The organism is Cryptosporangium phraense, assembly GCF_006912135.1.
Lineage (GTDB): Bacteria > Actinomycetota > Actinomycetes > Mycobacteriales > Cryptosporangiaceae > Cryptosporangium > Cryptosporangium phraense.
Genome location: NZ_VIRS01000018.1, coordinates 80,020 through 92,778, shown reverse-complemented (window position 1 = coordinate 92,778; position 12,759 = coordinate 80,020). Strand labels below are relative to the sequence as shown.

Here is a 12,759-nt window from a genome sequence, read left to right as displayed (position 1 = left end):
GTTAGGGCCGGCTGAGAGCGCCGGCACCGCCTGGCGAAGCCACCAGGGGCAGCGGCTCGTGACCGACGCCACGCTCGATGCCCTCGAGCACGTGCTTACCGATCATGTCGTCCGCGGGCAACGGGATCGGGTACTTCCCGTCGAAGCACGCCATGCAGAGCCGCTTCCGCGGCTGCTCGGTGGCGGCCACCAGCTCGTCGAGCGACACGTAGCTGAGCGAGTCGGCCCCGATCGCGGCCCGGATGCCCTCGGTGTCGAGACCGTTGGCGATCAGCTCGGCCTTGCTCGCGAAGTCGATGCCGTAGAAGCACGGCCACTTCACCGGCGGCGACGAGATGCGGACGTGCACCTCGACCGCGCCGGCCTCACGCAACATCCGGACGAGCGCCCGCTGGGTGTTGCCGCGGACGATCGAGTCGTCGACGACCACGAGCCGCTTGCCCCGGATGACGTCACGGAGCGGGTTGAGCTTCAGCCGGATACCCAGCTGGCGGATCGTCTGCGACGGCTGGATGAACGTCCGGCCGACGTACGAGTTCTTGACCAGGCCGAGGCCGTACGGAATGCCACTGGCCTGGGCGTACCCGACCGCGGCGGGGGTGCCCGACTCCGGCACCGGGATCACCAGGTCGGCGTCGACCGGGTTCTGCGCGGCCAGCCGGCGCCCGATCTCCACCCGGGTCGCGTGGACGCCCCGGCCGGCGATCGTCGTGTCGGGCCGGGCCAGGTAGACGTACTCGAAGATGCAGCCCTTGGGCTCGGGCATCGCGAACCGCTCGGAGCGCAGGCCGCCCTCGTCGATCGCGATCAGCTCGCCCGGCTCGACCTCGCGGACCATGCTCGCGCCGACGATGTCGAGCGCGGCCGTCTCGCTGGCCACCACCCAGCCGCTCTCCAGCCGGCCGAGCACCAGCGGCCGGACGCCCTGCGGGTCGCGGGCCGCGTACAGCGTGTGCTCGTCCATGAAGACGAAGCTGAACGCGCCGCGCAGCGTCGGGAGAACCTCGAGCGCCGCCTGCTCGAGCGACCGATCGGGGTCGGACGCGAGCAGCGACGTCACCAGCGAGGTGTCGTTGGTGCTGACCGGCCCCTGGGCGCCGATACCGGTGGCCGCGACCTTGCGGGCCAGCTCGCCGGTGTTCACCAGGTTGCCGTTGTGGGCCAGCGCGACCGAAGTACCGGCCGACGTCGACCGCAGCGTCGGCTGGGCGTTCTCCCAGGTCGAGCCGCCGGTCGTCGAGTAGCGGGCGTGGCCGATCGCGAGGTGGCCCTGGAGGCTGGCCAGCGTCGACTCGTCGAAGACCTGGGAGACGAGGCCCAGTTCCTTGTAGACGACGACACCGGTGCCCGCGCTCACCGCGATTCCGGCCGCTTCCTGCCCACGGTGCTGGAGCGCGTACAGCCCGTAATACGTGAGCTTCGCGACATCCTCACCGGGAGCCCAGACGCCGAAAACCCCACAAGCGTCTTGGGGGCCGGTGTCGGAGGGGTCGAGTTCGTGAGTCAGCTTGCCGTCACCACGGAGCACGGGCCCAGTCTAGGCCCTGATTTTCCGAATGCCGGTCTCCCGCGGGGTGCGCACCGGTGGGGACGGTGTGGTTCACTCTTCGTCGTGACCGCGACCTACGCCTGCACTCTGCACCCGGTGATCACCGGTCAGTGCGGCGAGTGTTGTCGCTGACGATTCGTCCTGCTTGCGCGCAGTCCGGTGCGGACGCCGTGAGCTCCTGCGGTACTTCTTCCGAGACGGACTCGTCATGCTCGATTACCCGGAGCCCTACCTGCTCGCCCCCTCGGCCCTGACCCCGACGGCCCTGCGCGAGCGAGCGTCGTCGGTGGTCATCGACGATGCGGTGCTCGCCGCCCTGCCGGTCGGCGGCGCGGTCGAACTACGCGGAAACTTCCTCTACGACGCCTGGCTGGTGAACCTCGGCCCGGACGCGGCCAGCGACCTGCACGCCCACGAGGCCGGCTACGGCGCGGTCGCGGTCGTCTCGGGCGCGTTGCGGGAGACCCGGGCGTCCCGCGACGGCCTGGACGAGCGGGTGGTGCTGCCGGGCGCGGCGGTGACGACCCGCCCGGGCGACACGCACCGGCTCACGGTCGAGGGCGCCGGCGCCGTGGCCGTCTATCTGGCGTCCCCACCCCGGGGCGCCGCTCCCCGAATAGTGACCAGCGCCTCGGCCGTTCCCGTCGTGCCGGCCGCGGCGGTCTAGGCCAGCGGCAGCCATGGGGTGAGGTCGGCGCGGGCGCCGCTGGCCGAGACCTTTCCGGCGGCCACCGCTTCGGTCCATTCGACGCGGCCGGTGGCCAGCGCGACCCAGGTCTCCGGGTCGGTCTCGATGACGTTCGGCGGCGTGCCGCGGGTGTGCCGCGGACCGTCGCCGCACTGCACGGCCCCGTACGGCGGCACGCGCACTTCCACCGATCGCCCGGGGGCGGTGCGCGCCAGCACCCCGAGCAGATGGCGCACCGCGTTCCGGAGCGCCACCGGCGGAATCGCCTGCCCTGCGTCCAGCGACGCGACGGCCGTAGCCACCGCGTCCGGATCGTCGACCACCTTCGCCACGCACGAACCGTAACCGTCACTACGCCCGGACGGCTGAGGGTGGCCGGTCCGAGCGGTCGGACGTCAGGTATGCGACTCGGGCAAACCGGTGAGACGTTAGGTATCGGATACCTCGGCAAGGCATAGTGGTCGGTCGAAGCGAACCGAAGCGCGGGAGACAGTGGTGCGGTACGCAAGGCGGCTGGGCGCGACGCTGTTAGCGGCCTTCGCCCTCCTTCTCCTCTCCGCCCTCCCAGCCCACGCCGGCGACCCGGCTGACCTGCGGCTCGAGGTGCGTCAGGGCAATCTGGCGACCCAGGCGGGCGGCCAGCCGGCGACGCTCGTGTTCGCGATCACCAACGACGGCCCGTCCAAGGCCGACGCGTTCAACGCCAACGTCGTCATCCCGTTCGGCGACCGCGGGGTCGTGCTGGCCAGCAGCAGCCCGAGCTGCAACCAGGTCGGTGGCCCGACCGTGCTCTCCTGCCCGGTCAACGAGCTCGACGTCGGCAAGACGACCGTGTTCACGCTGGTCATCGCCCCGCCGCAGGCCGGCTCGCTGCCGGCCACCGACGCTCCGCTGAACGCGGCCGGCCAGATCAGCATCGACGCGGGCGGCGACGACCCGAACGGCGCCAACGACAGCAGCCAGTTCACGCTGACGCTCACCGGCGCGCCGCCGGCCGTCACCCAGATCAACGGGACGGTCGCCGACGGCCAGTCGGGCCAGCCGATCTCCGGGGCCAGCGTCACGACCCGGGACGTGAACGGCGCCACCTGCCTCACCACCACCGACTCGTCCGGCGCGTTCAACTGCACGCCGACGCCCGATCGTCCGCTCGCCGGTGGGCAGGTCACGATCGAGGCGACGATGGCCGGGTACCAGGTCAGCCGCACCACGGTGAACCCGCAGAACGGCACGGTCACCGGCGTGTCGCTGGCGCTGGAGCCGGTCGCGAGCGCCAGCCCGAGCCCGTCGCCGGCCGCGCCGAGCAGCGCGGCGCCGTCGACCCCGGCTCCGCAGGCGGCGGTGAAGACCGACGACGGCGGGATCCCGTGGGACACGGTGATCCTGATCGTCGGGATCGTGGTGGCGCTCGGTGGGCTGGGGGCGCTCGGGTTCTGGTTGTACAAGCGGGGGGACAAAGACAACGGTGGCCCGGGTGGGCCGTCTCCGGACCTGCCCGACCTGGTCGCGGCCGAGTCGATCATGCCGACGATGCCGATGCGGGTTCCCCAGGCGCTGGCCGAGAACGGTTCGCTGGCCGAGACCGCGGTCGCGGCGCCCTACGGTTCGCCGGACGCCACCGCGGTGTGGGGCGCGCCCCCACCAGCGCCCGCGCCCGGGCCGGGCGCCGATGCATGGCAGCAGGTGAACCGGTCGACCGAGCCGATCCAGGTGTCGGGAGCGGCCGGTGGGTGGTCGGGCGGGAACTCGACCGACAGCACGGCGGAGTGGCCGACGGTGTCCGCGGAGACGCCGGTGTCGGGGTCGTCGGAGTGGGGGACGCCGGGGCGGTCTGCGTACGGCGCGTCCGACGCTCCGTTGGCCGGGTGGGACACGCCTCCGGTGTATCCGGCTTCGGCGCCGCCCGCGCAGGGCTATCAGGCTTCCGCGCCGCCGTACCCGGTCTCGGGCGCGAGCTACCCGGCCTCCGCCCCGCCGGCCCAGAGCTACTCGGCGCCGCCGGCTCAGAGCTTCTCGGCGCCGCCGGCTCAGCCCTATTCGGCGCCGCCGGCGCCGGGCTATCCCGCTTCGGGTCCGCCCGCGGGCTATCCGACTCCCGCGCCCGGCTACGCGACCTCGCCGTCGAACTACCCGGCCTCAGCCCCGCCCGCGCCGTACCCGGCCTCAGCTCCGCCTGCGCCGTACCCGGCCTCAGCCCCGCCGAACTACCCCGCCTCAGCTCCGCCGAATTATCCGGCCTCCGCACCGCCGTTCCCGGCGTCCGCGCCGCCGGCCCAGCCCTATTCGGCGCCCACGCCGAACTACCCGGCGTCAGCACCGCCCGCGCCGGCCTACGGCCCCGCGCCTACGGCGCAGTGGCCCGCGCCCGCGTACCCCCAGAACCCCGCCCCGAACTCCTGGGACGCACCCCCGCCACCGAACTACCCGGCCTCCGCGCCGCCGGCGAACTACCCCCCGGCCGGGTACCAGCCGCAACCCGGATACCCGCCGCAAACCCCAACCTGGCCGTCGCCCCCGGCGAACCAGCCACCCCCGACCGGTCAGCCCCAGCAGAACTACCCGCCCCCCGAGCCCGACCCGGCTCCGGAGTGGCAACAGCCGTACTGGCCCCCGAACGGCCAGCGCTAGAACGTCGAAACGGCCCGCCCCGAAGGGCGGGCCGTTTCGACCAGCTCAGCTACGTCCGAATAGTGCGGGAAGGGTGCCGGTCCACGCGGACCGGAGCTCCGCCAGAGGAATCGTGAACTGGCCCTGGACCTCCAGCGCCTCACCCACCTGATCCACGACGCCGATGCGCGCCCACGGAAGTCCCCGCATCGTGCACATGTCGGTGAACCGCAACTCCTCGGTGCGCGGCACCGACACGAGCACGCGCCCGGCCGACTCCGAGAACAGCCACACGAACGGGTCCGCGCCTTCCGGCAGCACGATCCGCGCCCCGACGCCGTAGCGGAGCGTCGCCTCGGTCAGCGCCTGCGCGAGCCCTCCGTCGGAGAGGTCGTGCGCGGCCGACAGCATCCCGTCGCGGGAGCCCGCGATCAGGATCTCGCCGAGCAGCTTCTCGCGGGCCAGGTCGACCCGCGGCGGCACCCCGCCCAGGTGACCGTGCAGCGCCCAGGCCCACTCCGAGCCGGAGAGCTCCTCCTCGGTCGACCCGAGCAGGATCAGCGACTCCCCGTCGTCCTGGAAGCCGATCGGCGTGCGCCGCTCGACGTCGTCGAAAACGCCGAGGACGCCGATGACCGGCGTGGGGTGGATCGCCGTCGTCCCGGTCTGGTTGTAGAAGCTGACGTTACCGCCGGTGACCGGCGTCCCGAGCGTCTGACATCCGTCGGCCAGGCCGGTGACGGCCTGCTGGAACTGCCACATGACGCCCGGATCCTCCGGGCTGCCGAAGTTGAGGCAGTTGGTGACGGCCAACGGAGCCGCACCGGTCGTCGCGACGTTCCGGTAGGCCTCGGCGAGCGCGAGCTGAGCCCCGGCGTACGGGTCGAGCTTCGCGTACCGACCGTTACCGTCGGTGGCCAGCGCGATCCCGCGGCCGGTCTCCTCGTCGAGGCGGATGACCCCGGCGTCCTCGGGCTGGGCCAGCACCGTGTTGCCCTGGACGTACCGGTCGTACTGCTCGGTGACCCAGGTCTTGTCGGCCAGGTTCGGGCTCGCGACCAGCTTGAGTAGCGTCTCCCGGAGCTCGTCGCCGGTCTTCGGACGCGGCAGCGTCTCGGCGCGGTCGGCCTTGACCAGCTCGTAGTCGGCCGGCTGGGCGATCGGGCGGTCGTAGATCGGGCCCTCGTCGCTCAGGCTCCGCGGCGGGACGTCGACCACGACCTCGTCGTGCCAGGTGATCACCAGGCGGTCACCCTCGACGACCTCGCCGATCGCGGTGGCGAGCACGCCCCACTTCTCGGCCAGCGCGAGCACCTCGTCGAGCTTCGACGGCTCGACGATCGCGAGCATCCGCTCCTGCGACTCGCTCGCGAGGACCTCGTGCGGCTCCATCGACGGCTCGCGCAGCGGAACCCGCTCCAGCCAGACCCGCATGCCGGACTTCCCAGCCGCCGCGGTCTCGGTGGTGGCGCAGGTCAGCCCGGCGCCGCCGAGGTCCTGAATGCCGACGACGAGCCGACGGTCGAACATCTCCAGGCAGGACTCGATGAGCAGTTTCTCGGCGAAGGGATCGCCGACCTGGACGGACGGGCGCCGGGACTCCGAGCCGTCCTCGAACGTGGCGCTGGCGAGCACCGAGACGCCGCCGATGCCGTCGCGGCCGGTCTTGGCGCCGAGAAGAACCACGACGTTGCCTGTTCCGCGCGCTGCGGAGAGCTGGATGCGGTCGTGCGGCATGACGCCGACGCAGAGGGCGTTGACCAGCGGGTTGCCCTGGTAGGACGGGTCGAAGACGACCTCGCCGCCCACGTTCGGCAGCCCCAGGCAGTTGCCGTAGCCGCCGACCCCGGCGACGATGCCGGGCAGCACCCGGGCCGTGTCGGGGTGGTCGTGGGCGCCGAAGCGCAGCGGATCCATGACCGCGATCGGGCGCGCGCCCATCGTGAGGATGTCCCGGACGATGCCGCCGACGCCGGTCGCCGCGCCCTGGTACGGCTCGACGAAGCTCGGGTGGTTGTGGCTCTCGACCTTGAACGTGACCGCCAGCCCACCACCGACGTCGACCACGCCGGCGTTCTCCCCCATCCCGACCAGGAGCGCATCGGTCTTCGGGGCCTTCTCGCCGAACTGGCGGAGGTGGACCTTGCTCGACTTGTAGGAGCAGTGCTCGCTCCACATGATCGAGTACATCGCGAGCTCGGTCTGGGTGGGGCGGCGGCCGAGGATCTCGCGGATCCGGGCGTACTCGTCCGGTTTGAGGCCGAGTTCGTTGTAGGGCTGCTGGTCGTCGGGCGTGTTCTGAGCATTTTTGACGGTGTCGGTCACGCGGACACCAGCGCTCGGAGCACGGAGGTGAAGAAGCCCAGGCCGTCGGTGGACGGGCCGGTGAGGGCCTCGGTGGCGTGCTCGGGGTGGGGCATGAGCCCGACGACGTTGCCGTGCTTGTTGGAGATGCCGGCGATGTCGCGGACGGAGCCGTTGGGGTTGCCGCCGGCGTAGCGGGCGACTATTTGCCCGTTGGCCTCGAGCTCGTCGAGCGTCTTCTCATCGGCGACGTAGGCGCCTTCGCCGTTCTTCACCGGGATGACGATCTCTTGGTTCTGTTCGTAGTCCTGCGTCCACCGGGTCCGGGTCGACTCGACGCGCAGCTTCTGGTCACGGCAGCGGAAGTGCAGGTGGCCGTTGCGGCGCAGAGCACCGGGCAGCAGGTGCGACTCGCACAGCACCTGGAAGCCGTTGCAGATCCCGAGGACCGGGAACCCGTCTTTTGCGGCGTCGATCAGGGTGGCCATCGCCGGCGCGAACCGGGCGATCGCCCCGGCGCGCAGGTAGTCGCCGTACGAGAAGCCGCCGGGCAGGATCACCGCGTCGGTCTGCTTGAGGTCCGGGTCGGCGTGCCAGAGCGGGACGGCCTCACCGCCAGCCAGCGTGACCGCGCGCAGCGCGTCCCGGTCGTCGAGGGATCCGGGGAACGTGACGACGCCGATCCTCACTGGATGACCTCGACGCGGACCTCGTAGTCCTCGATCACGGGGTTGGCGAGCAGCGTGGACGCTGCGCGGCGAACCTCCTCGAGAGCCTCCTCGGTGGCCTCACCGCTGAGTTCGACCTCGAAGCGCTTGCCCTGACGGACGCTGGCGATAGAGGAGAACCCGAGGCTGGGCAGGGCGTTGGCAATAGCCTGTCCCTGCGGGTCGAGGATCTCGGGCTTGAGCATGACATCGACGACGACGCGTGTCGGCGCGGGCACGGAAACTCCTGGAAGACCTGGGATGCGACGATTCAGCCTACCGGCGCCGCCGCCGTACGTCGGAACGCCCGCCGTTGATACGGAGCGAACGCGGCGAGTCGACTTACAGTGGCGGGTCGCGCCGGTGTGAGGCGCCACCGGCACGGCGCCCCAACCCTGGCGTCGCGAACTGAGCATTCCGCCCGCACGCGATCGATACCGCCCGACGGCAACGGACGACAAAACGGCGCCTGCTCCACTGGCCGTGGAGCAGGCGCCGCTCAGGCATCGCCAGCTACCGCCCAAGGATCCCGAGCGGAAGTGCGACACCCGACTGTCCGTACTGGTACTGCACTTGATGACCGCTCGCGTCCGCACTCGAGTCGCCGATCTGAACGTTCGGCGCAATCGCTACGTTGACGAGGCCGTTCTGATTCACGGTGCTGATGAACGTTTGGGTCGTGCTGGCCGTACCACCGGTAACATCACCCGATAGGGACGGACTGGACATGCTGATCGGGCTCGGCGCTTCGAGTTGTCCGGCCCGTGGCATTTCATCGGCCTGAGCCGCCGTGGAGGCGACCCCGATCAAGCCGGCAGATAAAACTGCCACACCAACACTGCGTCGAATCCAGGGAGTCACGACGATCCTTCCAATTTGGATGATGATGTGATGATCGAATAACTACAGATCTCAGTGGTCGACGGCGCTCGCAATTCCGGCCCCGCCCCAGCATTCAACCCAAACTTTTGTTCCCGCCTAACTGGCGGGAATGGTCACTTGCCCGGGAAACGGACGCTGTTGTCGTACGTGACGACGTGCCCGTAGGCGTCCGCGCTCGAGGAGCCGCCCACGCTGCCGTAGGAGTTGTATCCGTAGTCACCCTTACCAGTGGTCTGGTTCGGGCTTCCCTTGAAGTCACCGCTGTTCGACACGGTCGTCGTGGCGGTGCCACCGGTGACGTCACCCCAGATGAAGGGGCTCTGGTAGACGACGGAACCGCGGGGGTCCTTGCCGCCGTCGTCCTTCCCCTTGGCCTGAGCAGCGCCGGCGCCCGCGGCCACGAGGCCGGCAGCGATAACGACAACACCCGTGGTGCGGCGCATCCACACGTTCATTGAAGAGTTCCCTTTCGGAGTAGTAGGCGCCGTCCCCCGCCCCCGTGGGTGCGAATTGGTTCGGAATATGCGGCTCCGAACCGGCCCACGGACAGCGAACCCCGCATTCCGAAAACATTGGGGTTGACGTCCACCTGTGACAGGTGCTCCAGCGCGAGAGTCCCTCATCGCTGGAACGGGGCAAACGTTAACGGACCGGTCCGAATCACCGCAACCCCGACTGCGCCTTCCCAGAGTATTTCTTCCGGAGTAATTTTCACAAACCCGCGATGGCCGGGAAAACGAGCAACACTCCGATTTCAGCGCCACAGCAATCGACCGACCGCGGTCGAATGGTTGATCGTCGCAGGCTAACTGCATTCGCCGGAAGGTCCGTCGGCTAACTGCATTCCGGCTCGGGTGCCGCCAATTCGACCGAATGGGTCGCGCGCAATTACTGGCCGGTGGCTCGCCTTACCGCTTCCCGCGCCTGAGCCTGAGCCCGGGCCGCGGCCGCTGCCCCCTGGGCCCGTGCCCGGGCCGCCTGTTCCTGTGCATGCGTCCGCGCCGCCTGGGCCTGACGCTGGGAACGCCGGTACACGGCCGCGCACTCGGCGTCGCTCATTCGCGTCGCCGCCGGCCCGTTGTAGACCAGGATCGACACACCGTTGGTGTTGATCGTCGACACGCTGACGCCGCTACTACTGCCGCCCTCACTCCGCAGGCAAATCAATCTCTGCGGCGTCGAGTGTGTTTCCGCCGCCTGGGCGGCCGGGCCGCAGACGGTGGCGGCGATGCCGGCGGCGAGCAGGCCGACGTGAACCCCATACCTCATGATTCGAATCCCTCCGTTGGATGCTCCGTCCGAACGGGATCGCGACACCGTCACCCGGCAGATCAGCCGCAGCGGAAAAGCGACAAAATTGTCGCACCCGATGGAACGCGCACCAGCAGCCTATAGAGGAATTTCCCGCCCGCAAGACCCGAAGACTGCTAAACCGGGCAAACCCCGAGCGCCAGCCAATTACTAGTACGCCAGGTACTCCGGGACCCGGCGCTTCGAGCGGGCAACTCCCGCCACCAAGAACGTCACCCCAGCACCCACCAGCAACGGCGGCCCCACCAACCCCGCCAGATACTGCACCACCGGCGGCCGCGTCCGAGCCGTCTCCCCAACAAGACGGGCCGGAATCGCGTCGTACTCGAACTCCCCACCGGACTGCCGGTAGTCGACCAACTTCCCCTGATGCACCTGAGTTCCGGTCAACCACAGCGCGTCCGAGCACTCCACCTGCCCGCTCGTCGACTGCAGCGCCGACAGGCAGCCATCCCCCGGGATAACCGTCACCTTCGATCCCAAAAGGTACGAGTACGCCATCCAGGCCCACACGCAACACAACGCAGCAACCGCCGCTAGACCGATCGCCACTACACCGGCGGGCCTCAAAGACCGGCCGTTCGCTCGCACCATGACATCAATTGAGGGGTCAACTATTCGGGTCAGCCCGCGTGTTTACGGGATGTTTACGACTCTGCTCCCTGCCTGAGTCCTGGTGCCCCCAACAAGAGGGCTGTGCACACGCACAGTCGCGCACACCTACTGCACGCGGCTCTTTCCCAAGAACCCGTCCGTACCCTCCACGAAGTACCACTCCGGTGGCGTACCCGCCAGGTCTCCGTCCGCTTTGAACGAGATCGGTCCGGTAACGCCGTTCCCCTGGTACGTGTCGAGGAACGCGTCCACATCCGCCCGCGACTTCTTTCCCGCCCCGAGCGCGGCCAGGAACGCGTTCGTCGCGTCGTAGGCCTCACCCGTGAACACGGCCGGACTCGTCGTCGTCTTCGACTCGACCTTCTGCCGGAAGTCCTCCGGTAGACCGGTCCCGGGCACGCACGCGCAGATCACGATCGTGTCCTTGCCGCCCTCGCCCGCGTTGGTGACGTAGACGGTGTCCAGCAGCCCCGGCCCGGCGACGAACTCGATCTTCTCGCCGCCCTTCGCGTTGACCGCCAGCCGGAGCGCGGCCGCCTCCTCGGAGAACCCGGCGAACGCGATCACGGTCGCCCCGGAATCCACGATCGTCCCGGCGAGCAGCGTGAAGTCCGTCTGCCCCTGCTTGATCGTCGCCGAGTCCACCACCGCGGTGCCCAGCGCCTCCTTGGCCGCCGCCGCCGTCGCCTTCGGGTACGTCGACCCGTCGTCGACCACGAAGACCTTCGGGGACCCAGCTCCCTTGATGTACTTCGCCATCGCCCGGCCGGTGTCGCCGTCGGTCCCGACCGTCCGATGGAAGCGCTTCAGGTTCTTCTCGGCGAGCGAGACCGTCGAGACGGTCGGGTTCACCATCGGCACGCCGGCCGCATCGAGGATCGGCGAGGCCGCGTCGGCCTCCTTCGAGAACAGCGGGCCGATCACCCCGAGGATCGACTTGTCCGCGCTGATCTGCTTCGCCAGCAGCTCGGCTTTCTCGACCTCTCCCCCGCTGTCGAACTCCCGGATCGCGACCGTGCAGTCCGGATGCGCGGTGTGGTACTCCTCGGCGGCGAGGTTCGCGACCGCCACCACCGCCTCGCCGATGCTGTCGGCGTCCCCGCCGGTGTCGCCGACGACCGCGAGCGTTCCGCTCGCGCACTTCGCCGCGACCGGCGTCTTGGCCTTCGCGACGTCCGCGTCCCCCTTGTCGCCCCGCAGCGCGAACCAGGCCGCGGTGCCGCCCCCACCGATCAGAACAAGGGCAACGACCACAATGACGACGACGCCCAGCAGCGATTTCTTGCGCTTGGGGACGTCGGGGGGCGGGGCGGCGGCGTACTCCTGGTTCGGGTACTGGGCGTAGGCAGCCTGATCGGCGTAAGGCTGTTGCGGGTAGCCGGAAGCGTCGTAACCCGCGTAAGGCGCCGGCTGCTGCCCGTACGCCTGCTCCTGCCCGTACTGCGGCGGCTGCCCGTACTCAGGCGCCTGCCCGTACTGCGGCGGCTGCTCATACTGAGCCGGCTGGTCGTACCCGGCCGGCTGCCCGTACTCAGGCGTCTGGCCGTACTGCGGCGGCTGCCCGTACTGGGGCTGCTCATAGTGGGGCGGCTGCTCGTACTGCGGTTGCCCGTACTGAGCCGGTTGCCCGTACTCAGGCGCCTGGCCGTACTCAGGCGCCTGGCCGTACTCAGGCGCCTGGCCGTGCTGCGGTTGCCCGTACTGAGCCGGCTGCCCGTACTGCGGCGGCGGCCCGTACGGCCCCGGCGAAGGCGGCTGCTGCCCGTACCCACCATCCGGCCCGAACGGCGGAGACTGCCCGAACGGCGGAGACTGTCCGAACGGCGGAGACTGCCCGTACTGCGGCGGCTGGCCCTGGCCCGATTCCGGCCCGCCGCCCGGCGCATACTCTCCGTACTGCGGTAAGCCCGGCTGCGGCGGCCCCGAAGACTGCCCCGGAGCCGGCGGCCCGTTCGGCGCCTGCTCGGGCGGCAGAGTCCACGACGGCTCGTTCGGGTTCTCGCCGTCGCGCGGTTGGCCACCGCCGGCCGGATACTGGGTCATCACCGTTCCCCGTGGTCACACTGGCGTCACTCGGAAGCTCTGGTACCCCCCGA

General features: G+C 70.1%; 12 protein-coding genes. 2 read left to right on the top strand and 10 right to left on the bottom strand.

Annotation, left to right across the window (positions count from 1 at the left end; all coding sequences use genetic code 11):
- Window position 1: 1 nt before the first annotated feature.
- Window positions 2-1,528, bottom strand: coding sequence for an amidophosphoribosyltransferase (gene purF, locus FL583_RS24365; protein ID WP_142707135.1), 1,527 nt, complete (start codon window positions 1,526-1,528; stop codon window positions 2-4).
- A 229-nt stretch (window positions 1,529-1,757) separates the two neighbouring features.
- On the opposite strand from purF, the gene FL583_RS24360 reads away from it, so the two are divergent.
- A complete protein-coding gene (locus tag FL583_RS24360) occupies window positions 1,758-2,216 on the top strand; it encodes a cupin domain-containing protein (RefSeq protein ID WP_142707134.1) in 459 nt (152 codons plus the stop codon).
- Here FL583_RS24360 and FL583_RS24355 read toward each other — a convergent pair.
- Window positions 2,213-2,539, bottom strand: coding sequence for a sterol carrier family protein (locus FL583_RS24355; RefSeq protein WP_142707231.1), 327 nt, complete (start codon window positions 2,537-2,539; stop codon window positions 2,213-2,215). The genes FL583_RS24360 and FL583_RS24355 overlap by 4 nt on opposite strands.
- 193 nt (window positions 2,540-2,732) lie before the next feature.
- Here FL583_RS24355 and FL583_RS24350 point away from each other — a divergent pair, with 193 nt between their 5' ends.
- Window positions 2,733-4,865 carry a carboxypeptidase regulatory-like domain-containing protein gene (locus tag FL583_RS24350; protein ID WP_170323847.1) on the top strand — a complete coding sequence of 711 codons (2,133 nt, stop codon included), beginning with the start codon at window positions 2,733-2,735 and terminating at the stop codon, window positions 4,863-4,865.
- Between the two features lie 45 nt (window positions 4,866-4,910).
- On the opposite strand, the gene purL is transcribed toward FL583_RS24350, so the two are convergent.
- The 8 genes from purL to FL583_RS24310 form a co-directional block, all read right to left on the bottom strand.
- Entirely contained in the window at window positions 4,911-7,169 is a 2,259-nt protein-coding gene (gene purL, locus FL583_RS24345) for a phosphoribosylformylglycinamidine synthase subunit PurL (RefSeq protein ID WP_142707132.1), read from the bottom strand.
- Entirely contained in the window at window positions 7,166-7,837 is a 672-nt protein-coding gene (gene purQ / locus FL583_RS24340; RefSeq protein ID WP_142707131.1) for a phosphoribosylformylglycinamidine synthase subunit PurQ, read from the bottom strand. Before purQ ends, purL begins: the two co-directional genes overlap by 4 nt.
- Entirely contained in the window at window positions 7,834-8,094 is a 261-nt protein-coding gene (gene purS, locus FL583_RS41870) for a phosphoribosylformylglycinamidine synthase subunit PurS (RefSeq protein WP_240746787.1), read from the bottom strand. The genes purQ and purS overlap by 4 nt, the downstream gene beginning before the upstream one ends.
- 274 nt (window positions 8,095-8,368) lie before the next feature.
- Complete coding sequence (locus tag FL583_RS24330; protein WP_142707129.1) at window positions 8,369-8,716, bottom strand: hypothetical protein; 348 nt, start codon at window positions 8,714-8,716, stop codon at window positions 8,369-8,371.
- Window positions 8,717-8,850: 134 nt separating this feature from the next.
- Complete coding sequence (locus FL583_RS24325) at window positions 8,851-9,180, bottom strand: hypothetical protein (RefSeq protein WP_170323846.1); 330 nt, start codon at window positions 9,178-9,180, stop codon at window positions 8,851-8,853.
- A gap of 445 nt (window positions 9,181-9,625) precedes the next feature.
- Complete coding sequence (locus FL583_RS24320; RefSeq protein WP_142707127.1) at window positions 9,626-10,006, bottom strand: hypothetical protein; 381 nt, start codon at window positions 10,004-10,006, stop codon at window positions 9,626-9,628.
- A gap of 192 nt (window positions 10,007-10,198) precedes the next feature.
- Window positions 10,199-10,519, bottom strand: a complete 321-nt coding sequence (locus FL583_RS24315; protein ID WP_142707126.1) for a hypothetical protein — start codon at window positions 10,517-10,519, stop codon at window positions 10,199-10,201.
- A 249-nt stretch (window positions 10,520-10,768) separates the two neighbouring features.
- Window positions 10,769-12,706: a branched-chain amino acid ABC transporter substrate-binding protein gene (locus tag FL583_RS24310; protein ID WP_142707125.1), complete on the bottom strand. Its 1,938-nt coding sequence runs from the start codon at window positions 12,704-12,706 to the stop codon at window positions 10,769-10,771.
- Between the last annotated feature and the right edge of the window lie 53 nt (window positions 12,707-12,759).

Excerpts from the sequence above, each read along its gene's own strand:
- FL583_RS24360 (WP_142707134.1), top strand. The coding sequence starts at position 1,758 with ATGCTCGATTACCCGGAGCCCTACCTGCTCGCCCCCTCGGCCCTGACC.
- FL583_RS24325 (WP_170323846.1), bottom strand. The coding sequence starts at position 9,180 with ATGCGCCGCACCACGGGTGTTGTCGTTATCGCTGCCGGCCTCGTGGCC.
- FL583_RS24320 (WP_142707127.1), bottom strand. The coding sequence starts at position 10,006 with ATGAGGTATGGGGTTCACGTCGGCCTGCTCGCCGCCGGCATCGCCGCC.
- FL583_RS24310 (WP_142707125.1), bottom strand. The coding sequence starts at position 12,706 with ATGACCCAGTATCCGGCCGGCGGTGGCCAACCGCGCGACGGCGAGAAC.